This is a genomic window from Atribacterota bacterium, assembly GCA_039638595.1.
Lineage (GTDB): Bacteria > Atribacterota > Atribacteria > Atribacterales > Caldatribacteriaceae > Profundicultor > Profundicultor thermophilus.
The window spans coordinates 1-23235 of the sequence record JBDIWM010000021.1 but is presented as its reverse complement, the minus strand read 5'-3'; the positions used below and the strand labels follow the sequence as shown (position 1 = coordinate 23235).

Annotated in this window: 21 protein-coding genes; 3 read left to right on the top strand and 18 right to left on the bottom strand. The window is 46.8% G+C overall.

Going from position 1 to position 23235, the window contains the following annotated elements; translation table 11 throughout:
• Positions 1–2: 2 nt before the first annotated feature.
• The 6 genes from ABDK92_06370 to ABDK92_06345 form a co-directional block, all read right to left on the bottom strand.
• Complete coding sequence (locus ABDK92_06370; GenBank protein ID MEN3186247.1) at positions 3–3188, bottom strand: PAS domain-containing protein; 3186 nt, start codon at positions 3186–3188, stop codon at positions 3–5.
• A gap of 64 nt (positions 3189–3252) precedes the next feature.
• On the bottom strand, positions 3253–4203 hold the full coding sequence (locus ABDK92_06365) for a 1-phosphofructokinase family hexose kinase (protein ID MEN3186246.1): 951 nt from the start codon (positions 4201–4203) through the stop codon (positions 3253–3255).
• A 2-nt stretch (positions 4204–4205) separates the two neighbouring features.
• Positions 4206–5546: a hypothetical protein gene (locus ABDK92_06360; protein ID MEN3186245.1), complete on the bottom strand. Its 1341-nt coding sequence runs from the start codon at positions 5544–5546 to the stop codon at positions 4206–4208.
• A 168-nt stretch (positions 5547–5714) separates the two neighbouring features.
• On the bottom strand, positions 5715–6572 hold the full coding sequence (locus ABDK92_06355; protein ID MEN3186244.1) for a phosphatase PAP2 family protein: 858 nt from the start codon (positions 6570–6572) through the stop codon (positions 5715–5717).
• Positions 6556–7680 (bottom strand): M28 family peptidase, encoded by a 1125-nt coding sequence (locus ABDK92_06350; protein ID MEN3186243.1) that lies wholly within the window; start codon positions 7678–7680, stop codon positions 6556–6558. The genes ABDK92_06355 and ABDK92_06350 overlap by 17 nt, the downstream gene beginning before the upstream one ends.
• Positions 7673–8833, bottom strand: coding sequence for an MFS transporter (locus ABDK92_06345; GenBank protein ID MEN3186242.1), 1161 nt, complete (start codon positions 8831–8833; stop codon positions 7673–7675). The genes ABDK92_06350 and ABDK92_06345 overlap by 8 nt, the downstream gene beginning before the upstream one ends.
• A 309-nt stretch (positions 8834–9142) precedes the next feature.
• On the opposite strand from ABDK92_06345, the gene hflK reads away from it, so the two are divergent.
• Both hflK and hflC read left to right on the top strand, forming a co-directional pair.
• The gene (gene hflK / locus ABDK92_06340) at positions 9143–10138 is read left to right on the top strand and encodes an FtsH protease activity modulator HflK (GenBank protein ID MEN3186241.1); all 996 of its coding nucleotides are present in this window, start codon (positions 9143–9145) and stop codon (positions 10136–10138) included.
• Positions 10128–11009, top strand: coding sequence for a protease modulator HflC (hflC, locus tag ABDK92_06335; GenBank protein MEN3186240.1), 882 nt, complete (start codon positions 10128–10130; stop codon positions 11007–11009). Before hflK ends, hflC begins: the two co-directional genes overlap by 11 nt.
• Here the strand turns inward: hflC and ABDK92_06330 are convergent.
• The 9 genes from ABDK92_06330 to ABDK92_06290 all read right to left on the bottom strand — a co-directional run bounded on the left by ABDK92_06330 (position 11006) and on the right by ABDK92_06290 (position 18138).
• Entirely contained in the window at positions 11006–11344 is a 339-nt protein-coding gene (locus ABDK92_06330; protein MEN3186239.1) for a carboxymuconolactone decarboxylase family protein, read from the bottom strand. The two genes, hflC and ABDK92_06330, sit on opposite strands and share 4 nt — an antisense overlap.
• A 2-nt stretch (positions 11345–11346) precedes the next feature.
• On the bottom strand, positions 11347–12267 hold the full coding sequence (locus tag ABDK92_06325; protein MEN3186238.1) for a branched-chain amino acid transaminase: 921 nt from the start codon (positions 12265–12267) through the stop codon (positions 11347–11349).
• 110 nt (positions 12268–12377) lie between these two features.
• Positions 12378–12848, bottom strand: coding sequence for a hypothetical protein (locus ABDK92_06320; protein ID MEN3186237.1), 471 nt, complete (start codon positions 12846–12848; stop codon positions 12378–12380).
• A gap of 15 nt (positions 12849–12863) precedes the next feature.
• Positions 12864–13403 carry a hypothetical protein gene (locus tag ABDK92_06315; protein ID MEN3186236.1) on the bottom strand — a complete coding sequence of 180 codons (540 nt, stop codon included), beginning with the start codon at positions 13401–13403 and terminating at the stop codon, positions 12864–12866.
• Positions 13400–14761, bottom strand: a complete 1362-nt coding sequence (locus ABDK92_06310; protein ID MEN3186235.1) for a hypothetical protein — start codon at positions 14759–14761, stop codon at positions 13400–13402. The genes ABDK92_06315 and ABDK92_06310 overlap by 4 nt, the downstream gene beginning before the upstream one ends.
• Positions 14762–14767: 6 nt before the next feature.
• Positions 14768–15169 (bottom strand): hypothetical protein, encoded by a 402-nt coding sequence (locus ABDK92_06305; GenBank protein ID MEN3186234.1) that lies wholly within the window; start codon positions 15167–15169, stop codon positions 14768–14770.
• Between the two features lie 133 nt (positions 15170–15302).
• The gene (pstA, locus tag ABDK92_06300) at positions 15303–16196 is read right to left on the bottom strand and encodes a phosphate ABC transporter permease PstA (GenBank protein MEN3186233.1); all 894 of its coding nucleotides are present in this window, start codon (positions 16194–16196) and stop codon (positions 15303–15305) included.
• On the bottom strand, positions 16193–17095 hold the full coding sequence (pstC, locus tag ABDK92_06295) for a phosphate ABC transporter permease subunit PstC (protein MEN3186232.1): 903 nt from the start codon (positions 17093–17095) through the stop codon (positions 16193–16195). Before pstC ends, pstA begins: the two co-directional genes overlap by 4 nt.
• A gap of 86 nt (positions 17096–17181) precedes the next feature.
• The gene (locus tag ABDK92_06290) at positions 17182–18138 is read right to left on the bottom strand and encodes a PstS family phosphate ABC transporter substrate-binding protein (GenBank protein MEN3186231.1); all 957 of its coding nucleotides are present in this window, start codon (positions 18136–18138) and stop codon (positions 17182–17184) included.
• A 1038-nt stretch (positions 18139–19176) separates the two neighbouring features.
• Between ABDK92_06290 and ABDK92_06285 the strand changes: the two genes are divergently transcribed.
• Positions 19177–20118 (top strand): AEC family transporter, encoded by a 942-nt coding sequence (locus ABDK92_06285; GenBank protein MEN3186230.1) that lies wholly within the window; start codon positions 19177–19179, stop codon positions 20116–20118.
• Between the two features lie 30 nt (positions 20119–20148).
• On the opposite strand, the gene ABDK92_06280 is transcribed toward ABDK92_06285, so the two are convergent.
• The 3 genes from ABDK92_06280 to ABDK92_06270 form a co-directional block, all read right to left on the bottom strand.
• Positions 20149–21213: an ABC transporter permease gene (locus tag ABDK92_06280; GenBank protein ID MEN3186229.1), complete on the bottom strand. Its 1065-nt coding sequence runs from the start codon at positions 21211–21213 to the stop codon at positions 20149–20151.
• An 18-nt stretch (positions 21214–21231) separates the two neighbouring features.
• On the bottom strand, positions 21232–22230 hold the full coding sequence (locus ABDK92_06275; protein MEN3186228.1) for an ABC transporter permease: 999 nt from the start codon (positions 22228–22230) through the stop codon (positions 21232–21234).
• A gap of 30 nt (positions 22231–22260) precedes the next feature.
• Positions 22261–23235, bottom strand: a 975-nt coding sequence (locus tag ABDK92_06270) for a sugar ABC transporter ATP-binding protein (GenBank protein MEN3186227.1), incomplete at its 5' end; no start/stop codon positions are given.

The following is a 23235-nucleotide window of genomic DNA, read 5'->3' as shown; positions in this document are numbered from 1 at the left end:
TATCACTGAGGACGAGAGTTGACTACATCGGTATTTTCACCCATAACTCTGAAAAATACCTCAACAAGAAAGAGGTCAAATTGAGTTCCGGCGTTCCTCCGAATTTCCTGGAGTGCTTCTTCCCGGGTCAAGGGCCTGCGATAGGGGCGTATGCTGGTCATAGCGTCAAACGCATCAATGATGGAAATAATGCGGGCAATTATGGGGATCTCCTCTCTCCTCAGGCCCTGAGGATACCCACTCCCATCAAAGCGTTCGTGATGGGTGAGAATTCCCTCAGCCACAGGGAGGAGTTCCGGAGAAGCCTGGGCAATCCGGTAACCGATCTCAGGATGCTTTTTTATTTCTTCCCATTCTTTTTCATTCAAAGGACCAGGCTTAGAAAGAATCGTCCGCGAAACCCCCAATTTGCCTAGGTCATGCAAACGGGCCAGGAGTTCCAAAGCATCAAGATCAGAAGAAGGAAGACCGAGCACCTTACCCATGCGAAGAGCCATGTCCCGCAAACGCCGGGAATGAGCCTCAGTTTCTTCCGAAATTTCCCAGAGAGAACGCTCTAAAGAAGCAATGAGGACTGAACGGGCACTGCGGCTCTCCACGAGCTTATTCCGGTACATCCGCGATTCAGCTTCGTTGATGACTGCTTGAACATTTTCCTCTTCCCGCTCCTTTGTAGCGTACCCTAAGGAAATACTCAAAGGAATGTGCTTTTCGGTTCCCTTCCACTCTTCTCGGCACAACTTTCTGATTCTTTCAATCACTTCCTGCACTGCTATGGAAGAAGTCTGGGGAAGGAGGATTAAAAATTCATCACCCCCAAAGCGAGCCACAATATCTTCCTTTCGGCAAGAGCGCAAAAGAATTGAGGCCATCCGCTTAAGGAGTTCGTCTCCTACCTCGTGTCCGAAAGCGTCATTCACCAATTTGAGGTTATTCACATCACCCATAATGATACTCAAAGGAAGTTGTCTCGGAGCATCAAGCCTTTTCAGTTCCTCCTGCAGGAAAAAGCGGTTATAGAGACCAGTAAGAGGATCATGAAAACTGAGATAACGGATTTGCTCCTCAGCTTTTTTGCGTTCCGTTATGTCCACAGAGATTTCCACCACCCGAAACGCTTTACCGTTCTCATCAAGGATGGGGTAGGCTTTCTGATGCCATATGGTACCGTTATACGCTGTCACCTCTCCTTCTTCGGGTTTTCCGCTTTTGAACGCTTTCGCCACCGCACATCCTGGGCAAGGAGCACTTCTTCCCTCAATGACCTCGTAACAGCGTCTTCCAATAACTTTTTGGGGAGAAAGTCCAAAATTCCTAAGCACCGCCTGATTCACCCAGATTATCTGGAAATCCGGATTGTAGTAGGTCACCTGTTCTTGAAGGGCGTTGAGGATCAAATCTTTTTCCCGTTCAGATGCTCTGAGAGCCTCTTCTATCTCCTTACGTCCAGTAATATCCCGGTTCACTCCTACCATACCCGCAATGTTTCCTCGGTCATCGTACAGTGGCACTTTATTAGTCGAAATCCAGATTGCCCTCTTCTCTCCGGTAGAAAAGTCATACACTAAATGTTCATCGTTCAAAAGGACCTCACCAGTTTGGATAATTCTTTCTTCATCTTCCCAGTAATGCCGAGCCAACTCCGGAGGATGGAGGTCAAAATCGGTTTTTCCAACCATATCTTCCGGAGAAGCAAAACCGTGGTGCTTTGCATCCGCCTCGTTCACAAGGACAAAACGGTGGTCCCGGTCTTTAACGTATACGTGGTCAGGAACGGCGTTAATAATCGAACGAAGGAGGTTTCTCTCGAAAAGAAATGCCTTTTCCATTTCCTTCCGTTCGGTGATATCCCGATTAATTCCCAAAAGGGCCACAACTCGACCATGCTCGTCATAAACCGGAACCTTATGAACCAAAACCCATATCTGCCGCTTTGCGCCCGCAGAAAAATCGTCAACCTCACGTTCGACGTTAATCTCGGCACCACGAGTGTTAAGAATTTTCTCTTCTTCTTCCCAGTAATACCGAGCCAACTCCGGAGGATGGAGGTCAAAATCGGTTTTTCCAATGACCTCCTGCGGGGAGGAAAAACCAAGGTGTTTCGCACAGGCCTCGTTAAGGAGCACAAACCGGTGTTTGGTATCCTTCACATAAACAGCGTCAGGAATCGTATTTAAGACGGTCAAAAGAAATCGCCGCTCCAAATCCAATTTCTCCTCAGCTTCTTTCCACTCGGTGATATCCCGGGCCAGAATAAGAATTCCCACAATTTCACCGTTCTCGTCTTTTACTGGTACTTTGGTGGTCAACATCCAGTGGATGGTTCCATCGCGGAAGTGAGCTTTTTCCACCTTATTCACAACCGGCTTTCCGGTGGCGATAATTTCTTGTTCGTCCCGGTAAAATCCTTGCGCTTCTTCCTGGGGAAAGAAGTCAAAATCGGTTTTGCCGACCACATCCTCAAGCCTGGAAACACCCATGATTTGGAGATGGAAGGCGCTCGTCCAGAGGAAGCGACTTTGATGGTCCTTGAGAGCAATCACACTCGGTGCGTTTTCGAGGATTAAACGGAACAAAGACGCTTCTTGCTGAGAATGGTCCTCAACCTGATACGCTTCCCAAAAGATGATGAGCAAACGTCCCAATTTTTCAAGAAAGCGTTTCTCCCAGTCTAACCAAGCTTTCCCGTATCCCACTGTAAAGCCAAGGAGAACCCCGCGCAGCGAATCTCTCCCATAGAGCGGAAAACAAAAAAACGAAGAAATCGATTGACCGCCCAGAAAATCTCTTTCTCTTTGGGCTTCCTGAGGAAGTCCGGTAGCGTGAAATACAAAGAGAGCCTCTCCTTTTTCAATATGCGCTCTAAACCAGGGAAACTCGTCAAGCGCGATTTCCGTGGGGAAAACTTCCCCCTGCAGAGCCGACTCTTCGGCATAGCAAGACAAACGGTTCTTTTCCGAAGCCCCAAAAACACCCACCCAGTCAAGATTAAAAACCAAGCGAACTTTCTGTAAAAAGAGTCGTCCTTCTTTTTTCCAGACCTTTGACCCTTCCAACCCTGAAGACAAAAAAAGCTCTATCGCCTCAAGGAACGCCTCAAAACGGTCTTGGAAGGTAGAGATACGCTCCACCAACCCATCACGCTTTTTAGAAGCAATCCGACCCCCCGGACGACCTCTCTTTGCCATTGCTCGACACCTCGCTTGGAAACACCAAAATCAGGACAGAATACACACTCAAAAGAAAAACCTATTATAACTTTAAAAAATCCTGGAAATGGTATAAACGAGTGCTCTTCATCACTTTGACGGTTTTCTGATGCTCGGTAACCCAGACCCTGTCAACCCTTCCGGCTTCCCAAACCATGGCATTGGAAGCACCAGCTACAACTGCCCATCGCAGGGCATCTTCCAAGGATAACGTGTTACAAAACACATGCGCAAAAGCAGCCAGAAAGGCATCGCCTGAGCCAACCGGATTGATGGTCTCCACCTGTGGGGGAATGGCCCCGTAAAATCCTTCAGGAGTTCCAAGAAGGGCGCCTTTTTGACCAAGGGTGAGAAGAAAAATTCTCACACCCTGACCGAAAAAGAAGTTGAAAAACTGCTGCCAGTCATCTTCACTGTGTAATGGTTGCCCCCAGGTCACTTCTGCTTCCTCCCGGTTCATTTTTAAACCGAAAGGATAACGTAAAAGCGTTCGTAAGAGTCGTCCTCTTCCGTCAATGAGAACTCGTCTGTTTTGGCTTAAAACGAGAATCTTTTCATAGAAATCTAGAAGCGAAGGTGGAACACTTCCGCAAAGAAGAACCATATCAACCCTTTCACCAAGTTCCCGAAACCGGGAAAGAAAGGCGATTTCTTCGTTTTCTGTGACGTAAGGTGGTGGTTCAAAGTATACCAGCTGATGCCAGTTCCGGTCAACCACCGTAGTCACGACCCTGGTCGGTGCTTCCATCCACACTGGCGCACTCTCAATCCCCTCTTTCTCAAGGAGTGTAAGGACCTGTCTTCCCACATATCCTCCTAAGAAAAGAAGGTGAATTGTTTCACTTCCCAGTTCCCGCAGTACTCGACAGACGTTTGACCCTTTCCCACCAGCGATTTCTTGAATCCTTTCCACCTCTATGTTTCCACTGGTTTTGTGTTCCCTCACAAAAAGAGTTCGGTCAAGGCAAGGATTCGGCGTTACGGTAAGAATCATGGCTATCCAACAAATTCAGCCACCAAAGCCTTGGTTGACTTCTGATTGACTTCATCAATGATTTCTTGTAGCGGAGGAATTTTTCCTCCCAGACGAGCAAAAAATTCGTTACGAACTCGGCGGTCCGGAAGATGTTTTTTCGCCCAGGAACTCGAATAGCCCCTTCGACTTCCAAGCTCCATGACCACATGACCCCAGAGCAGTGACGCACTCCACAAAAAGTAGGGCACAAGAGGAACAAGATAGGGCGAATCAAAATCGTCCACAAATTTCTGACCATACCGGTTGAGCTCTGTCCCCACAAAAATAGGCATATTCCGCTTTTTTGCCTCTTCAACCATCCTATACATCTTTTCCACTTTGACCCGCCGTTCCTCTTCGCTCGGCACATTCCAGTTCCGATCCGGTACGAAGAAGATGGTCTCCACCCCTCGATCGAGACAGAAATCAAAGAGTTGAGCAGTATCCTGTTCACCACTACTGAGACCATACAACCAGGAAAATGAGGGAACGGCACCAAGCTCTCCAATCATCTCATTCACTTCTTGCAAGGTGGGAAAATCTCCTGCGTCCTGTTTGACATACCCTACCCCCCCGAACTTCATGAGCTTCATCCGGATTAGGTCATAGAAAGAGGCCAAATCTGTAAAAAGTGTCCTTATCTTCTCCGGTTGCTCTTCCAGTTTCTCACTCCAGAAACGAACCCGCTCCTCATAATCAGGAATAATTTCCTCAGCCTTCGCTACGAGTGCCACCACGAGATGACGCTCGGTGGGATTTTGGGAAGGCGTGAGTGGAAGCACTTCCTTTTCATAATGAACCGAAACAGGGGTAAGATAGTTGTTAATTTTCTCCAGTACCTTTCGATTCCGGCTCTGAGCAACCTGATAGAGCTTGGTAAGGATGACCTCAGCCCGAGAACCCTCCTCTGGCAGACGAGTAAAACCATTCCCCATATAATAGGCAACCCCCGGTTCATTGGGAGAACTCAGTTCCTTATCCCGAAATTCTGGGAGAAAAATCCGGGTCTCCAAACCCGAACTCACCGCAAGGTGAATCGTAAGACCTCCCCACAAAAACTCAGGCAAAGCATGCAGGACGTCAAAATCGACACTCCCAGCCATTCGTAAACCGCGTTTTTTTGCTAACCAGAGAATATGAAGGGGAGAATACCCGCAGGCGTTGAAAGAAAAGAAGGTATGAAAATGGAGATTGACAAGCGGCAATGGCTCTGGAAACACGACTCCACCCCGTTTTGCCCTCTCTACAAGCGCCAGAAAAGCCGATTTCCGTTCTTCCAAGGAGAATGAGTCTAACTGCTGCTCCAGGTCTACTTCATCCATATCGTTAGCCCCCTTTTGAGTATTGAACAATCAAAAACTTATAAAAATTTTCCGACAACCATTATTTTTATAATGATATCAAATCCTTCTATGAATCGAAATGTACCTCCTTACACCGGCGGAGAATTCGCAAAGGGGTGTGAGCTCTGCAAAATATGAAATTCCTGACTAACAATGAGTTGTGGGTTCTTTTGGCCGTGCCTTCATGTTGACCAGGAACGGAAAACCAAAGGTGGCAAAGTAATTGAGGATCACGTACCGTACAAAAAGCCACCAATTTCCTGAAAAGGGAAGCATTTTCCCTCCCAAATAGATAAGAAGAAGAGAAAGAATTCCCAAGAACCAGTCCCTCTTTGTAAAAGAACGTTCTGGCAATTCAAAAAAACCGGTGAACCAGTAACCAAAAAGAACCCCACTCAACGACCCCGCTACTTTCACTCCTAAGGAAGAAGGTGCGTAAAGGAAAAGGAGGAAACTAATCAAAAATAGCACCGGTACGGTCAACAGGAACGAGAACCTCCGTTGAGAAAAGAACCGCAGAAGACCAAAACCGAGAATGGCTACAATAATCCCCAATAAACTTCCCCCCAAAACGTCTTGAAGAAAATGAACGCCAAGATAGAGTCGAGAAAGGGAAATAAGCACCGTTAGAATTCCTGCCAGAAAATAGAACCGGGATTTATGCATCATAAAAGCCAGAAGAAACCAGAACGTGGCTACTGATTGCGCATGACCGCTGGGAAAAGAGAAATCCTCGGGCTTTTCTAAGATTCGCAACCCCTCTCCCTGGGGTCGAGGAATCTGAAAAAAATCCTTGAGGAGAAAATTCCAGTATAGCGAAAATAACACACCCAGAGCCAAACGGAAAGCCAAACGCCGATGCATACCCCAGTAAAGAAAAACCAGCACTGCAAAATAGAAAAATTCGCTCCCCAGAAACGAAATTCCCCGAAAGAGAATAACCAGGAAAGGATGAGAAATCCTCTGGATGGCCAGCACCAATTCCACGCTATGAAGCATGACCATATCGCTCCTCCACCCAGCGAGTCACAATCTGGACTACCTGTACCAGGTTGTTCCTCTCTAAAGCTCCAACGGTATCCGTACCCCAGTGCCAGTGAACCGGTAGACCATTTTCGCCCAGCGCAATAATGGTGAGTGCTTCAAACCCCCGAGCTAAAAGTGGCGTAGCATCGGTGGAAAGTCCCAGGTAGGGTCGAAAATGGAGTACAGATTCCTGCAAGGATTGAAAACCAGCCACAAGACCCGGTGTCGCCTGGTACAATTTCCACATTCCTTCCCTGGTGGCCACAGTTAAGGCACCGATGCCAACGCTATCGATATTCAGCACCGGCTTTCCCTTCAAAAGGGGACCATATTTTTGGAGCAAATGCAGAGCACCCCAGGTGCCCGACTCTTCGGCCCCAGTGAAAACCACCCAGAAAGGAACCCCTCGTTCTTTGAGTCTTTTAGCAAGCTCTAAAACCACGGCGACCCCGCTTCCGTTGTCATTACCACCCGGCGAAGGGACCATCCAGAATTCCCGATGTAGGTGTCCCAGTGCTAAAAAAATAAGATAAAGTGATGGGAAAAATGCCACCCAAAACAACACCTCACGACTCCAGAACATCGCAAAGATACTACTTCCAGTAATGAAGAGTGAAGAGTAAACAAGAAGTAAGAGCGAGAAGCGAGGATTGGTTGCAAATCGGGGATGGAAAAAGATTGATGGCCTTGCCGAGTCAACATGGGCCATAAGAACAAACTCTGGAATATGACTATACTTCCCAATCACATTGGCTGAGCGGTGAAAACAAAAAAGCGAACTCAAAACCGGAAAGGTGGCGAGTTCCAGGTACTCCGCAAGGAGGAAAAAAAGGCTTGAAAGAACTGACCAAAGCGGTACCACCACCACCAGTAACCCCGCCTGAGCCAGACCAACCCAGAGCAAAAGATGCCCCCAGGTATAGGTAGAAGGTGCTGGAAAATCATCCCATTCCACCATCATACCAAGATTTTGCAAAGTATCCCGCACAAAAGACAAGAGCTCCTTTTCTTTTGCCGACGCAGAAGGCCTTGCTCCTATCTTCTTCAATACCTCCAGTGTCTTTTCCCAAAGACCATGGTCACCCATTTCTCTTTTCCCTCTGAGCCGTGTTCACCAAAAGTTGTTGGCAAAGGAACATCATAAATAGAAAGAATGGCACTGCAAAAAGCACTACTCCAAGCCCTAATCGTCCCCCCACGATCCCCCCTAACCAGGGAAAAAGTAAAGTGCCAAAACCATTATTAAACAGGACCCATCCCGAAACAAGTGAAGCCATATCGGGGAAAGAAGTTACCGCATAGGCGAGCGTGGTGGGAATAATGACTGAAAGCCCAAAACCCGAGGCAAAAAAGAAAAACGAAGACCAGAAAGACCCCGTCGGCATAAAAAGGGCCAGAAGCACCATCGCAACTCCGCTCAGAGAACCAAAACGAATCAGCCTCAGGTGCCCCAGCCGGTCGGATATTGAAGCCAGTGCTATCCTTCCCACAAAAAGACCCAACCAGAAGTAGGAAAGAATGAGTGCTCCTCGTTCAACGACCAAATTCCGTTCCACAAGATATGACACCAGCCATCCATTGAGGGTAGCCACACCTCCAGCATAGAAAAACATGGTGAATCCCATAAGCCAAAAGGCCCTTTTTCGAAAAACTGGAAATAACCCCCGAAAAGAAGAAGTGGTGTGTACCTTCCTGGGAATAAAGGGGAGAAGGAAGAGTATCAAGGATACGGCAGTAAAGACGGTAATTACCCCGTAGAGGTCCCGCCAATCATATCTTCCCGAAGAAAATAAAGTATAAAAACGAGGTGAGACCATAGAACCCAGACCAAAGAAGGCATGAATGAAATTCAGTGTTTCGCCTGGCCGATCCCTGAATATTGCAGTCGCTACCGGATTGACCATACAATCGACAAACCCCACTCCAACTCCCATAAGGAGAAAAGCAATCACCACCAGGAAAAAGGAAGGGGAAACGGCAATGCCCAGAAAACCCAAAGTTGCCAGAATAAATCCCACTCGAAGAATAAGGCTCTGAGAAGCAACGTTTCCCAGAAACCCACCCACAAAGAGCGACAGGAAGTACCCGATTCCCTGAAAAAGGAAAATCTGCCCCACCACCGGATAGGGAAGAGCAAAAGACCTGGAAATAGCCGGAATAACCGTTCCTACACCGGAAATACCCAGACCGATGACGATGAGTGCAAAGAAGAATGGCACCAGAAAGAGTCGTTTGGTCACAAATATTATCCCCTTTCTCAAAAATGATTACAAAGTAAATATACCGTTTCCCCCTCTCCTTGGGAATAGTAGAAGGAGAAGAACCGTGAAATTTGGGCAAGATTGAGTCACGGAGTCACAAAAAAAGGCGAATTCGGAGAAAATGATTCGGTAGAACACAGTTTTCCATTCCAGGATTACGAGAAGTGGGTAATCCCCTAAAGCAGATTAGATTGAGCCAGCACTCTAATGACGGCATCAAATCGAGAATGAATAATACAGGTCAAGAATAACCAAAAAAGGAAAGGTGTCCTATGGTATAATACAAATATGTATGAAGACTTTGAAGGAAAAGTAATCACCATTTACAATTCCCGAGTCCTCCGTTTTCTGAAAAAACTGGGGTCATACCTGGTTTTGGTCGTGTTCGCCATATACCTACTCAGTGGAATATACATTGTGGGACCAGATGAAATGGGAGTCATCAAAAGATTGGGTAGTTTCGTAGGCAGCGTTCCCCCAGGGATTCACTACCACCTTCCCTACCCCTTTGAAGCGGTGACCAGGCCCAAAATTACCGAAGTCAGGCGAGTTGAAGTCGGCTTTCGGACCATCCACCCCGGACCTCCTGCCCGATATGAACTGAGGCCTGAAGAGTCCCTGATGCTGACCGGAGACGAAAATATCGTCAGCTGTCAGTATATCGTGCAATATCGCATCTCTGACCCTTACCGCTATCTTTTTAACATCAAAAATCCAGAAATGGCTGTCAAAAGTGCTGCTGAAGCAGCCATGCGTGAAGTGGTGGGCAAAAAAACCATTGATGAGGTGCTCACCATCGGAAGAGCAGCAATTCAAGCCGAAACCATGAATCTCCTTCAAAATATCCTGGACCGGTACAGCTCGGGTCTTCGGGTGATCGCCGTGCAACTTCAAGATGTGCAACCACCTCAAGAAGTCATGTCAGCCTTCAAAGATGTGGCCAGTGCTCGGGAGGATCGTGCCCGATTCATCAACGAAGCCCAGGCTTACCAGAATCAGATCATTCCACAGGCCAGGGGCGAAGCGGCGCAAATCATCAAAGAAGCTGAAGCCTTTCGGGAAACTCGCATTCGTGAAGCCGAAGGTGAAACTGAACGATTTCGTAAACTCCTTGAAGAATACCGGTTGGGAAAAGTCATCGTTCGGGAACGCCTCAGCTTAGAAGTTTTACAAAAAGTTTTCAGCAAAACCAGAAAGTTTGTATTTGACAGTGAGAAGACGGCTCAAGACGTGTTGAAGTTCCTCCCTCTTTATCAGGAAAAAGGAGTCCACAATGATGAATAAAAAGTGGGGATTATCGCTGGCCATATTTTCCATCATCATTATTCTCCTGGCCATTTTCAAACCCTGGTATATTCTGGATGAGACCGAACAGGGAGTTATCTTGCAACTGGGTAGACCCCTCAAGACGGTCACCGAAAGCGGCTTACATTTCAAGCTCCCTTACCCCTTTCAAAATGTTCGCAAATTCGAAAAACGAATCCTTGAATACGACTCGCCTCCGGAAGAAGTGATCACCAAAGACAAAAAAACCCTGGTCACCGACAGTTACGTCCGCTGGCGCATTAAAGACCCACTGCTTTTTCTTCAGACCGTGGTCACCGAAGCTGGAGCTGTCCAGCGTATTGATGACGTGGTATACTCTGAATTGCGCACTGAAATTGGAAAAGTAGACCTTTTCCAGCTGGTTTCAGAACTCCGTAAAGAAGTGATGACGAATGTTACCAGGAATGCCAGCCTCAAAGCAGAAGGATTTGGGGTGGAAATAATCGATGTGCGCATCAAACGTGCTGACCTTCCCAAACAAAACGAAGAGGCCGTATTCCAACGCATGAAAGCCGAACGCGAACGGCAGGCCAAACAGTACCGTTCGGAAGGGGAAGAAGAAGCAACCAAAATTCGGGCAGAAGCCGATAAAGAAAAAGCCTTAATTCTTGCCGAGGCTCGGAAACAAGCTCAAATTATCCGAGGAGAAGGAGAGGCCCGGGCACTCAAAATTTATGCTGAAACCTATGCCCAGGACCCGGAGTTCTTCTCGTTCTTGAGAACCTTAGAGCTCTACGAAAAATCCTTCTCTGAAGGGGATACGCTGGTCCTCACCCCCGAGTCCAGCGTCCTCCGTTATCTGAAAGGGATAGAACAGAAAACACCCTAACTTCCAAATTCCTCCATGGCTTTCTTCACCAGAGGAAGAAAGGTAAAAGCCGGTCCACCGCCCATGGCTATTCCTACCTGAGCTGCTTCCCAGACCTCCTCCAGAGCAGCACCATTTTTGAGTGCACCTCGCACATGGAGGATAATGCAGTGCTCACAGTGAATGGCAAGTCCTATCGCCAGAGCGATGAGTTCCTTCGTTTTCAGACTCAACGCTCCGTCCTGCATTACCTTGGCATAAAAGGAAGAATAATGTTCCACCGTGGAAGGAGAAGCACTCTTTACCTCTTTGATGCCCTGGCGATAATTTTCCCAAAATTCTTGTGGACCGATCATTTTTAAACCTCCTTGACATAGCTCAACCAGCTTTCATAGCCCGCTTCTTCACCCCGCACCACTCTGAAAAAGACTTCCTGTAGACGACGGGTGATTGCCCCAGGTTTTCCCGTTCCCACCATCCGCCCATCAATCTCTACGATGGGGGTAATTTCAGCCGCCGTTCCCGTAAAGAAAGCCTCATCAGCAAGATACAGATCATCACGAGTCACAAGCGTTTCTTGTACCTCAAGACCAAGATTCTTGGCAATCCGGATCACTGAATCTCGAGTAATACCGAGGAGTATGGAATACGGATGAGGGGTATAGAGGACACCATTCTTCACGTAAAAAATATTCTCTCCACTCCCCTCGGCAACAAAGCCGTTCACATCCAGAAGAATCGCTTCATCATATCCCAGCTCTTTGGCCTCTATCTTAGCCAGAGCGGAATTCAGGTAATTGGCACTGACTTTCGCCCGCGGCGAACTCGAATTGATATAATTCCGAGCGTATGAAGAGATTTTCGCCCGTACTCCCTCCCGGAGCGCTTTTTCTCCCATGTACGCTCCCCAGCACCAAACCGCAATCACAAAATCGACCTCACACCTGGTGGGGTCAACACCCATCTCCCCATACCCCCGAAAAGTCAGGGGTCGGATATAACACTCCTCAACCCTATTCGCTTGAATAACTGAAAGCGTTGCCTCCTTGACCTCTTTTTGCGTATAGGGAAGACACATCTTGATGATATGCGCCGAGTCAAAGAGCCTGCGAATATGTTCATCCAGGCGGAAAACAGCCGGTCCCTTGAGGGTTTTGTAACAACGAATCCCTTCAAAAACTGCTGTCCCATAATGCAAAGCATGTGTCAAAACATGTGTCTGTGCTTCCTGCCACCGCACCAGTTTTCCATTGACCCATATCCACTCCAGTTCCTGCATCGCTGTCCTCCCTTGCTCATTTTCCATAATTGTATTGGATTCCCCCAATTTTGGAAAGAACCGAAAGTCAAATTTATCGGCTCGAATTTTCTACTCATACCAAGACCCGTCTAAGGAAAACCTGTGCTATCGAGGTGGGGCTCTTTCCATCCTCCTCCATCGGTAGCCAGGGCAATAAGCCGTTCAACCTCAACGACATTGAAACCATGGTACATCAGCCCACTCCGGACATATTGCAACCACTCTTCTCCATTGGGGGGATTAAGACCCAGGACGCACCCATGGAAGTACACTTCACCAATCACTTCCACGAGCACCTTTTCTCCTTCTTCTCGATTCTTCCAGTACCGTTCCAGCGCAGCATGAAAACGCTCTTCGCAGGGAGCGGCAACCTTCCGCGGTTCCGGTTGTACCAGGTGATAGCTGTGACAAGGACACGGCCTATTGTACAGTTTTACGCTGTATCCTGCACAGCTGGCATGACATATGGGCAACCTTTCTCCTTTTTCGTTCACCCACCAGTCATGGGTACCGGGCTCCAACACCGTCTTACAGACACAGCATACTATGACTTCTTTCATAACCACTTCTCCCCACTACTCTTCAAAATGATCGACGAGGACCTGGCGCAGGGATGATGGTACTTCTGACCAAAAGGCCTCTTTCCATTTATGCCACCATATTTTGCGCCACCTTTCAATCTCCCGGTCCGTCATCACTTCGATTTTCCCTAAATCACAAGAAGACAAACATTTCAAAAGGAAGTAACAGTAAAATAATTCCTCAAACCCCGTATTCGGGATATTGCGAGCATTCTTCCCCAAGACCCTCTTTGGATCAATAAACTCTCGATAGAGGACCACGTCCTCTTGCTCATTCACCAGAGCACGGATAGCAATCTCGACCTCCTCATCAAGAAGTCTTTTGACAATTTCTTTCCAGGCCTCTTCGGCGTCTCTCTCAGTACTTTTACCATTCTCTTGCTTGGTGACCAACGTCGCTACTCCAAAGACCACTCCCGCTACGAGAAAAGCCAGGGTGGCTTCATGTACCAGCCACAAAACTCCCCCCAGGAACACACACAAAAGGCCCCAGAAAATGATACTGGTTTTTCTCTTTTTCGACGTTTTACTCAATCTTTCCTCTTCCTCCCAAGTAGATATTTTCGATACGGCTCAAAAGACCTGGTGTACAGTTCATAGACCCTGTTCTGGTCTTGCCGAAGCATGCCATACTGTACACACGACCTTCGCCCCACAGGCGGTAACATATCAACATAGTGTGGTCCAAGATAAGCAAAAACATCCTGGCGCATTTTCTCCCGAGCGTGGTAGAGCCACCCTATTGAGGTGCATTCCTTCACAATCTTTCTCAGAAAACGCTTTCCCAAAGAGACATCCGGATGATGGCGAACCAAATGCGCTACGAGTTCCTCCACCGATGAGCAAAAAATACCAGCGTCTTTACCACGCTGTTCGCAGAATATCTTGACGGGAATGCCCTTTTCGATACTCCCTACCATCCTTTCAAGATCCTCCCATAATTTGGACTGAAGATATGGCCTCCGCCAAACTTTCATCTGGGAAGATCGTTCCTTCCCAGAAGATTTGACTCCGCTTTCCCGATAGAGAGCCATTTCCTCAGCGCTCGGTGCATCCTTATAGATAACCTCGATATCATAATATCCGTCTTCAAACAACTCCAGGCTTTGGAGAACCTCTGCGTGACTTTTTGCCTCTGTATAGGCCATTCGGATCCGCTCAAAGGTCATTTTTTTCTTTCTCCGAACCATGCGCCTCTCAAGAGCCAAAGAGCGGAAAGGAAAACCTTTCACTCGCATTGCCCGCTCGTAAAAGAGCACTTCCTGTTTGAGGACCTTCTCAATGCTCTGTACCACCAGATCAAAGACTAACTTGAAAAGATCAGCCTCGGTACACTGCTCTTTTGGTAAAAGCCTCTTCCCCAGTTCCTCTCCATGATCCTTTATCAAGTGATGGATCAATTCCATCACCGCTTCCCAGTAATCCATTGCCCCGCGGAGCACGTAACAGTACTCCTCATTATCTTCTGCCCGGCTGGGAATCACTCCATAAAAAACCGCCTCATCCTCACTCACTCTTTTATCTCTTTTTGTGCTTTCCACTCGGCGATCATTGATGGTCACATACCATTTCCCCAACTTTTTTCCACAAATCAAACACCGCAACACCGCAGCCGTCTCGAGTTCTCTACGAATTTCTTTTCGATTAAGGACTTCTATGGTGATGGCCTTCATTTCCCGGAGCGATAAACAGTTGATACCATAGTTCCTCTTCATCCCTCTTTTCATTTCCTCTTTGATAACCGCTCCCAGCTTTTCCCATAGTCGTTTTTCCGCCATCTGGTTACAGAGGGTATTCACGTTGTACACAATCCTCTCCAGAGGATGGAGTAACTGGAAATAGACTCCGCTCTCTATCGCGCTTTCAAGGAGCAATTCGCTATCTGGAACCATGCACGTTCATTCATCACAGCTTTTCCCAGGGTTATAGACTTCTTCTCCAAAAAGTGGTGGCGATTGATGGGGGTCTACCTGAGCCCAATCATAGTCATCCGAACGAGGAAGCTCTCCTTCCTCTGTTCCCAAGGAAACCTGGTTGTTCCCGGGAATATGTCGCCCATATTGGTACCGTTGGTTGTACTCTTCGACAATTTCCTGTAACTCAAATCGATCCCACTCATTGAGGGGATAAAAGAACATTCGAGCTTCGTGGAAAAACCCTTCTTGACCTTGACCAAAATTGATTACGGTCACATTAATCAAGGGATCGTCACACATAACCCGGTCGACCCGCCCATCGCGGATAACAACCACCACATCAGAACCCTCCAGTCGGAAAACTTTCTTTTCGTTACTTTCCATCACCAGTCCCCCTATCTCTCCTCAATGAAGAGATTCTTTGAACATAAGTTTACTCATTTTCCAAAAAAAAACAAAGAAAAAAGGATAAAAAAGCAATTTTTAAGACCATTTTCAATCCAAATGCCCCAAGAAATCAGAAAGCTCGGAAAGACATCCGTTTCTGGTAACGGTTACGTAAAAAAATGGCCAGAGAGTTCAAAGTCAGAGTCAGAGCAAGAAGTACAATAATCCCTGCCGCAGCGTTGGCTTGAAATGCTTTTTGAGGGCGTGAAACCCAATTAAAAATTTGAATCGGGAGAGCCGTAAACGGAGAGGTAATACCCCGAGGAAGAAACGCAATATAGGTGAGAGCCCCCACCATGATTAGGGGAGCTGCTTCACCAATCGCTCGAGAAATGGTGAGAATAACCCCGGTAAGAATTCCCGGAAACGCCACCGGCAAAAGATGGTCTTTGATCACCTGCCAACGAGTCGCACCCAGCGCAAAGGCCGCTTCTCGAAGCGATGGGGGAACCGCCCGAATGCTTTCACGGGTAGTTACAATCACAATGGGTAACACAAGAAGAGCCAGAGTCAAAGCACCAGTAATGATAGTCCTTCCAAAACCAAGTGCCCGAGCAAAAAGCTCAAGACCCAGCATCCCATAGAGGATTGAAGGTACTCCGCTCAGGGTGGAGATGCTGACTTCAATGGTATTACTTAACCGGTTCTTTTCAGCGTATTCTTCAAGATAAATTCCAGTTCCTACCCCTATGGGAATGGCAAAAAGGACAGTAAGGAGCGTGACGTAAATACTCCCTACCAGGGCGGGGAAAATACCAGCCTGTTCCGCTTTACGAGAGGGATAACCGGTGAGGAACTTCCAACTCAATTGCGGAAGACCATCATGAAGGGTATCAATGAGCAGCACAAAGAGCGTTAAGAGCGATACCAAAAGGGCAAAAGCGGCCAGAACAAAGAAGATCCGCTCCTGCATTCTCTTCTTCGGAAGAGCGCCCCGCAATGGCAATTTTTCATTCTTTTTCATTGATAACGCTCCCGGAAACGTTCTCGAAGTCGACGCGCCAGGAGATTGAGGAAAAATGTTAAAAGGAAGAGCACCAGTCCCACCGCAAAAATAGTTTGATATTCAAGGCTTCCCGTAGGCGTATCACCCATACTGATTTGGGCAATGAAGGCAGTCATCGTTTCAATGGGTACCAAGGGGTTAAAAGTGAACTGGGGCATCTGGCCTGCAGCAATGGTGACCAGCATCGTTTCCCCAACCGCCCGAGACAAAGCCAGAACCAATGAAGCAGTAACACCTGAAAAGGCGGCCGGAAAAACAATTTGGGTTGCCACCTCAAATTTGGTAGCCCCCAAGGCATAACCACCTTCACGCAAACTGAGCGGAACGGCCTGCATGGCATCTTCGCTCAAAGAAGCGACCAGAGGTAAAATCATGATTCCCATGACGATTCCTGGAGAAAGAGCATTGAACCCTGCGATAGAGGGAATAAACCGTCGCAAAAGGGGAGTCACAAACAGGAGAGCAAAATAGCCATAAACTACCGTTGGAACACCTGCCAGGATCTCAAGAATTGGTTTTACCATCCGCCGCATCTGAGGCGAAGCATACTCACTCAAAAAAAGTGCGGTCAGAATCCCTAAAGGAGCGGCAACCAGAATCGCAATAACGGTAACAAGCACTGTACCCGTTAGAAGCGGCAGAATACCGAAATGTTTTTCATAAAAAAGAGGTGTCCACTTGGTGCTGGTCAGGAATTCCACAACGCTGACCTTACGAAAAAAACCGAACGCTTCAAAAACAAGGATAAAAATGATACCCAAAGTCGTAAAAATGGACACCAAACTAAAAACGAAAAGCAGCCTTTTAACAAAACTCTCCTGACGTTTCGCCCGTCTTAAAACGCCAATTTTCTCTATTCCAGACCCTATCCCCGGGACCGTCTGAGAAATCAGTCCCGGGGACGAAACTCCACGTTGTATTGCTTTTTTTGTTTCTTTCAGAGCTATTCTCCCTCTTTCCGTAAAATTTCCTCAATGGACACCCCAGGTGTAGCTCCCTTTCCACCAAAAACCGAACCGGTTTTTCTCTTTTCAAAACGTTTGCTGGCCAACTCATACGCTTTTTCCGGAAGTGGCACATACCCAACTTCCTCAGCCAACCTCGCAGCGTGCTTCAGATAGAATTCCACGAATCGAGCCACTTCATCCCGCTCAGCACTTTTCTTGTTCACGTAGATAAATAGCGGCCTTGCCAGGGGTCGATAGGTATTGTTAATCACGTTCTCCGGAAGCGGTTCTACAGGACCATTTCCGCTATCAATGGCCACGGCATTGAGTACATCCTGATTCTCAACATAGTACGCCACACCAAAGTACCCCAAAGCGTACTTGTCCTGGCTCACGCCCTGCACCAGAACATTATCATCTTCGCTGGCCACAAAGTCACCACGGCATTTACCGGCCTCACCCACGATCGCTTCTGTGAAGTACTCAAAGGTACCAGAATCCACCCCAGGACCAAAAAGGGTAATCTTCTCCTTGGGCCATTCTGGACGAATATCACTCCACATGGTCACCTTCGACTCGGGTTCCCAGAGTTTTTTCAGTTCTTCCACCGTCATGGATTTTGCCCAATCATTGTCCTTGTTGACCACCACAGCCAGGGCATCGAAAGCAACTGGAATCTCGATGTATTCAATACCATTCTGCTGCGCTGCTTCCATTTCTGAAGATTTAATGGGTCGTGACGCATTGCTAATGTCCGTCTCTCCACGAGTGAACTTTTTGAATCCACCACCGGTTCCAGAAATTCCCACTACAACCTTGACATTCGGATACGCTTTTTGAAATTCTTCAGCGACAGCTTCGCTGATAAGGTACACCGTGCTCGACCCATCGATTTGAACCAGTTTCTGAGCAAATCCTAAAGACGCTATACCGAGAACAAACACCAACACCATAATACCAACACCGAATCGCTTCATGCTCTCATTCCTCCTCAAAAGTATTATAAAGTACCTGGCTTTATTCTGTCACGAAGGGGTCAAACGATTTTTAACCAATGGTTAAAAAACTTTAACATTTCGTATTGCTATTCATTCTAAATAAATCCAAAAGGGGGTGTTCATAACCTTTACCCTCCCGCCGAATGAGCGCTTTTTTACCCGAACACCTTGTCGTAATCAAAAACGAAAAAAACAAGAAACATCCAGGTGAACCATAGAGCACAAACAAAGCACGATCTGAGAAAGGAAAATCCATTCAAAGTAAATAAATGTTCCAGAAAATACCAAAGCGGAAAGAAGCCATGGCAGGAAATGAGCAAGATGATTTGAAATGCAAAACGAAGACCAAACTACAGGGGGAGATAGAATAAAAGCCTGCAGGATGGAGGAAAAACCGACAAATGAAAAACCGTGGATTCCAACGAACCCTCATTGTTCAACTTTTTTCTTCAGAGACCCGAGCTCTCTGGCCCCCTTAGGAACATCAGGGTTTTACCCCTTCAGTTCGTTGAACCTTCCGATTCCTCAGAATCCACGGTTTCCTGCACCACAGGTCCCAGCAAACCTTCTTCCTTTATCTCACCAAGCTGATTAGAATTTCTCCACTTCAACCTGGTGCTTCAGAGTGAACTTTCTTCTTCCCTTTCAGGAAGAACCGAGAGTTTTCTCTTTCAAGATACCTCTCTTCTTCGTTTCACTCTCCGAATTCCAGTTTCCCAGAACCCGTGGTAAGTATAGAATACAAGAAGGAGAAAAAATTGTCAAGGGGGTATTAAGGAAATTTTAAAAAATTTTTAGAGACGACGTCCCCATACCCCATATCGACACACCCTTCTAACGAATTGTGTCTCCTTTTGCGCCTCATGTTCGAGTTTGGTATTCCCTACTCAGCAAAAGTAAAAGCAATGAGTAGCTCAATCAGATTGACAACTTGAAAAACTTCATGGAATGATTAAAACACCAGGGTATAATAGAGAAAAAGAGGAAGAAAAAGTGCAAGAGTTTTTCCAGACAACACAGGGCATTTTCACCATCCTCATCATTCTTGGGATTGGCTATTGCTTAAGTCGTTTCGGATGGATCAAAAAGGCAGAATCCGAGTTTTTAACCCGTTTCGTGGTGTATATCACGCTCCCTCCATATATGGTGGTGAACATCACCACGAACTTTACCAGAGATAGCTTGCTCAGTCTGGTAAAAGCCATCCCGGTCCCTTTTTTGTCAATGTTTTTATCGTACCTCCTTGCCACAGTCCTGGGGCGTTATCTCAAGATCCCTACAAGTCGCCGAGGAGTTTTCTTGGTTGCTTTCTCTTTTTCCAACACCATCTTTGTTGGACTTCCTGTATGTCAGATTCTTTTTGGGGAAAGCGTTACGCCGTTCATCTTACTGTACTACATGGTGAACACTACCTTCTTCTGGACCCTTGGCGCCTTAAGTATTGCCTCTTCAGGAAATATATATGATGATGAACGCTTTTCCCTGGGTAAAACTATAAAGCGGCTCTGTAACCCTCCGTTTGTGGCTTTCTTTATAGGATTGGTGCTCGTCCTTTTCGAGTGTCCTCTTCCCCAAATTATTTTTACCACTGGAATGAAAATTGGAAACATCACCACACCTTTATCGCTTCTCTGTGTTGGTACCACCGTGGACTTTAAGAAAATCCGGCTTACAAAAGATTTGATACTGGTCCTTCTGGGAAGGTTTATTATCTCCCCTTTGTTTGTACTCCTTGTGGCGGAGTTGTTCCCGCCTCCCGCGCTGGTAAAGGAAGTCTTCGTGGTGATGTCAGCCATGCCGGTTATGATGCAAGCGTCAATTCTTGCCCGCTTCTACCGAGCTGACTATGAGTACGCTACCAGCATGATCGCCGCATCAACCGCCCTCAGCGCACTGATTATTCCCCTGCTCAAAATGGGAATACAACGTCTATAATAAACATTGGGCTTTCAAAAAGTATCCCACCTACGCTTTGGCCATTCTTTTCTGTCTTTCTAACCGGCGACGATACTGGTACGAAGTGCTGAGATAGTTAATGACCATAACTAAAATAAGTAAAAAACCCCAAATGAATTCTTTAAAGAAATTGCTGAATCGGAGCATATTGAATCCACTGGAAAGAAACTGTAAGGAGAGAATGGCCAGTATCAACCCCGAAACCGTGCCAAAGCCCCCGCTTGGGTTCACACCCCCCAGAATGGACACCAGAACCGCCTGCAAAACATAGGAAGTACCGTAATCGGCCTTAGCAGAATTCGTGCGGGCAATGACTATGACACCAGTTAAACCTGCTAGAAATCCGGATATTAAATAGGTACGCATCAGGACCAGAGTGTTATTAATGCCAGAAAAACGAGCCGCTGTGGCGTTGGTTCCCAACATAAAGACGTGAAGGCCAAAAGCGGTTTTATTGAGAATCACCGTAAAGATGGCAGCCACGATCACGAACAAAATAAGCGGGATTGGAAAAATCCATAAAACTCCGTTACCGATAAAGAGGAATTGTTCCGGATATCCCAACACTGCGTATCCCTTGGTGATTACGATGGCAATACCCATATAAAGCTGCATGGTCCCGAGGGTTGCGAGGATCGGAGGAATTCCCGCTTTAGATACCAGAAAACCATTGAAAAGACCACAGAGCACGCCAATCCCCAGAGCAATCAGGATGGCCCCAAAGATGGCAACCCCAACTGGACCTTCACTTCCAGCAGGCACCATACTGATCAAAAACTTCGCAGCAAGAATTCCAGCTAGGTTTGCTGTCCCCACTACTGAGAGGTCAATCCCTCCGGTTAACATGGTCAACATCATGGCAATCGATAACACCCCGAGTTCGGGAAACTGATACGACATGGAGCGAAAGTTACGCAAGGTTAAAAAGGTATGAGGACGTAATAAACCCATAATCAGGAAAACCGCTATCGTAATCAACAATAAACGCCAGAGGTTACTATCCATCCTGGCTGATAACGACTTTATCCCAGGATTTGAGAGCTTTTGAGAACGAGTCAGTGAATTCATCACCATGGTATCGTCTCCTTACCTTCATTCAATCTCTACAAGGCTTATTCGACCAGTGCGTTTACTCTGAAACGCAGTAATACTGGTACCGATGAGAATAATGATGCCAATGACCGCACTCTGCCAGTAGGACGGAACACCCATCATGATGAGACTATTATTCATGATGACCACCAGGAACACTCCCAGAATAGAACCCAGAACCGTTCCATGTCCACCGGTAATGCGAGCACCACCGAGAACCACAGCAGCAATAACCGAGAGTTCTGTACCCACCAGATCAAAGGGGCTGGCTGTCCGAATTAACGAAGCATGAACAACGCCAGCAATGCCAGCCAGAAAACCCACATAACAGTAAATAAAAAACTGAATGACGCTCACATTAAGACCAGCACGTTCAGCAGCAACCCGATCTCCACCAAGGGCATAAATCCCCCGCCCCAACATGGTATATTTCAGAATAAACCAGGTTATTGGGACAACAATCGCCAGTACAAAAATCGACACTGACAAACCGTTGGTTCCTCCGATTGCCGTGGTTACCGGAAAAAGTTCCATGCGGGAAAAACGTACCATACCCGGTGGTAAAACACTAATGATTTTTGTTCCGATAAAAGCCAGCATGAATCCACGAAACATGTTCGATGTACCAAGTGTAACAATCAACGTTGGAAGCTTAAAAGAAGAAATGAGCAAGGCGTTAATCATTCCCAGAAGAATTCCCAAAGCACCAGACATTGCAAAGGCAAGGAGAACCGAACCTTCAAAACCAATTCCTTTGAGATAACGAGTGGTCACATACATGCAAAAAGCGGCGATGGCGGTAAAGGAAATATCAATACCTCCTGAAACGAGGACCATCAAAACCCCAATTCCAAAAATTCCCATTACCACACTGGAGCGCAACATGTCGTACAAAGTCGCTCGGGTAAAGAAATTGGGATTGATAACACCAAAGACCATTACAAGACCCAGAATAATAAAAGCGACAAATACCTCATGCTTCTCCAAGAGCTTATTCATAGCATCCTCATTCTCCTTTTGCCCGCAATCTCACTTTGCAGTCACCTTTTCTGGCTTTTGGGCCATAGCACCAGCTCCAATCATCTTACTGGTCAACTCTTCCTCAGTAATCTGATCCCCAATGAATTCCTCTACAATTCGTCCTTTTTTCATCAAAAAGACACGGTTACAATTCTGGACAACTTCCGGTATATCGTCAGAAATAATAATAACACCCATGCCCTGTTGAGCCAGGGAACGGATGATTTTGTGAATTTCAGCCTTGGAGCCAATATCAACACCCACGGTAGGACCATTCAGCACCAGAAGCTTAGGCATCGTCGCCAACCACTTTGCCAACACCACCCGCTGTTGATTTCCTCCCGAAAGGCTTCTTACCGGTAGAAGTGGCGATGGTGTCACAATTTTAAGGTCCTCAACCCAGCGTTTAATTTGTGCATTTTTCTGTACCGGATCCACAAGTCCCATTTTCCTCAACAAACGGTAGATCACGCTGACTATGATGTTATTGCCAATCGATTGGGGCAAAAACAAACCCTCAGTTAGGCGGTCTTCCGGAACATAGCCAATTCCATGTCGGACAGCATCCTGAACGTTTCGAATCCGAACTTTTTTTCCTTCTAAATAAATTTGTCCCCCGGTTGCTGGTTTCAACCCAAACAGGGCCATAGCCAATTCTGTGCGCCCGGAACCCAGCAAACCAGTGATGCCAACAATTTCCCCAGGATAAACTGCAAACGAAACGTCAACGAAACTTCCCCGACAACTCAGGTTTTCAACACGCAACAACGGTTCTTTGCCATCCAAATTACCAGCATACTGGTAACGACTCTCTTCTATCTCCCGACCGGTCATATAAAAAACCAGCTTATTGCGATCGAAATTGGACCGATCACCGTCAGCAACATTTTCTCCATTACGGAGAATAGTCACTTTTTCAGAAATTTCCAGCACTTCATCGAGTTTATGACTCACAAAAAGGATAGAGATCCCTTCCTGCTGCAA

Coding starts and splice junctions, on each gene's coding strand:
- ABDK92_06370 (MEN3186247.1), bottom strand. CDS start 3,188: ATGGCAAAGAGAGGTCGTCCGGGGGGTCGGATTGCTTCTAAAAAGCGT.
- ABDK92_06365 (MEN3186246.1), bottom strand. CDS start 4,203: ATGATTCTTACCGTAACGCCGAATCCTTGCCTTGACCGAACTCTTTTT.
- ABDK92_06360 (MEN3186245.1), bottom strand. CDS start 5,546: ATGGATGAAGTAGACCTGGAGCAGCAGTTAGACTCATTCTCCTTGGAA.
- ABDK92_06355 (MEN3186244.1), bottom strand. CDS start 6,572: ATGGTCATGCTTCATAGCGTGGAATTGGTGCTGGCCATCCAGAGGATT.
- ABDK92_06350 (MEN3186243.1), bottom strand. CDS start 7,680: ATGGGTGACCATGGTCTTTGGGAAAAGACACTGGAGGTATTGAAGAAG.
- hflK (MEN3186241.1), top strand. CDS start 9,143: ATGTATGAAGACTTTGAAGGAAAAGTAATCACCATTTACAATTCCCGA.
- hflC (MEN3186240.1), top strand. CDS start 10,128: ATGATGAATAAAAAGTGGGGATTATCGCTGGCCATATTTTCCATCATC.
- ABDK92_06330 (MEN3186239.1), bottom strand. CDS start 11,344: ATGATCGGTCCACAAGAATTTTGGGAAAATTATCGCCAGGGCATCAAA.
- ABDK92_06325 (MEN3186238.1), bottom strand. CDS start 12,267: ATGCAGGAACTGGAGTGGATATGGGTCAATGGAAAACTGGTGCGGTGG.
- ABDK92_06320 (MEN3186237.1), bottom strand. CDS start 12,848: ATGAAAGAAGTCATAGTATGCTGTGTCTGTAAGACGGTGTTGGAGCCC.
- ABDK92_06310 (MEN3186235.1), bottom strand. CDS start 14,761: ATGGTTCCAGATAGCGAATTGCTCCTTGAAAGCGCGATAGAGAGCGGA.
- ABDK92_06305 (MEN3186234.1), bottom strand. CDS start 15,169: ATGGAAAGTAACGAAAAGAAAGTTTTCCGACTGGAGGGTTCTGATGTG.
- pstA (MEN3186233.1), bottom strand. CDS start 16,196: ATGAAAAAGAATGAAAAATTGCCATTGCGGGGCGCTCTTCCGAAGAAG.
- ABDK92_06290 (MEN3186231.1), bottom strand. CDS start 18,138: ATGGTGTTGGTGTTTGTTCTCGGTATAGCGTCTTTAGGATTTGCTCAG.
- ABDK92_06280 (MEN3186229.1), bottom strand. CDS start 21,213: ATGGTGATGAATTCACTGACTCGTTCTCAAAAGCTCTCAAATCCTGGG.
- ABDK92_06275 (MEN3186228.1), bottom strand. CDS start 22,230: ATGAATAAGCTCTTGGAGAAGCATGAGGTATTTGTCGCTTTTATTATT.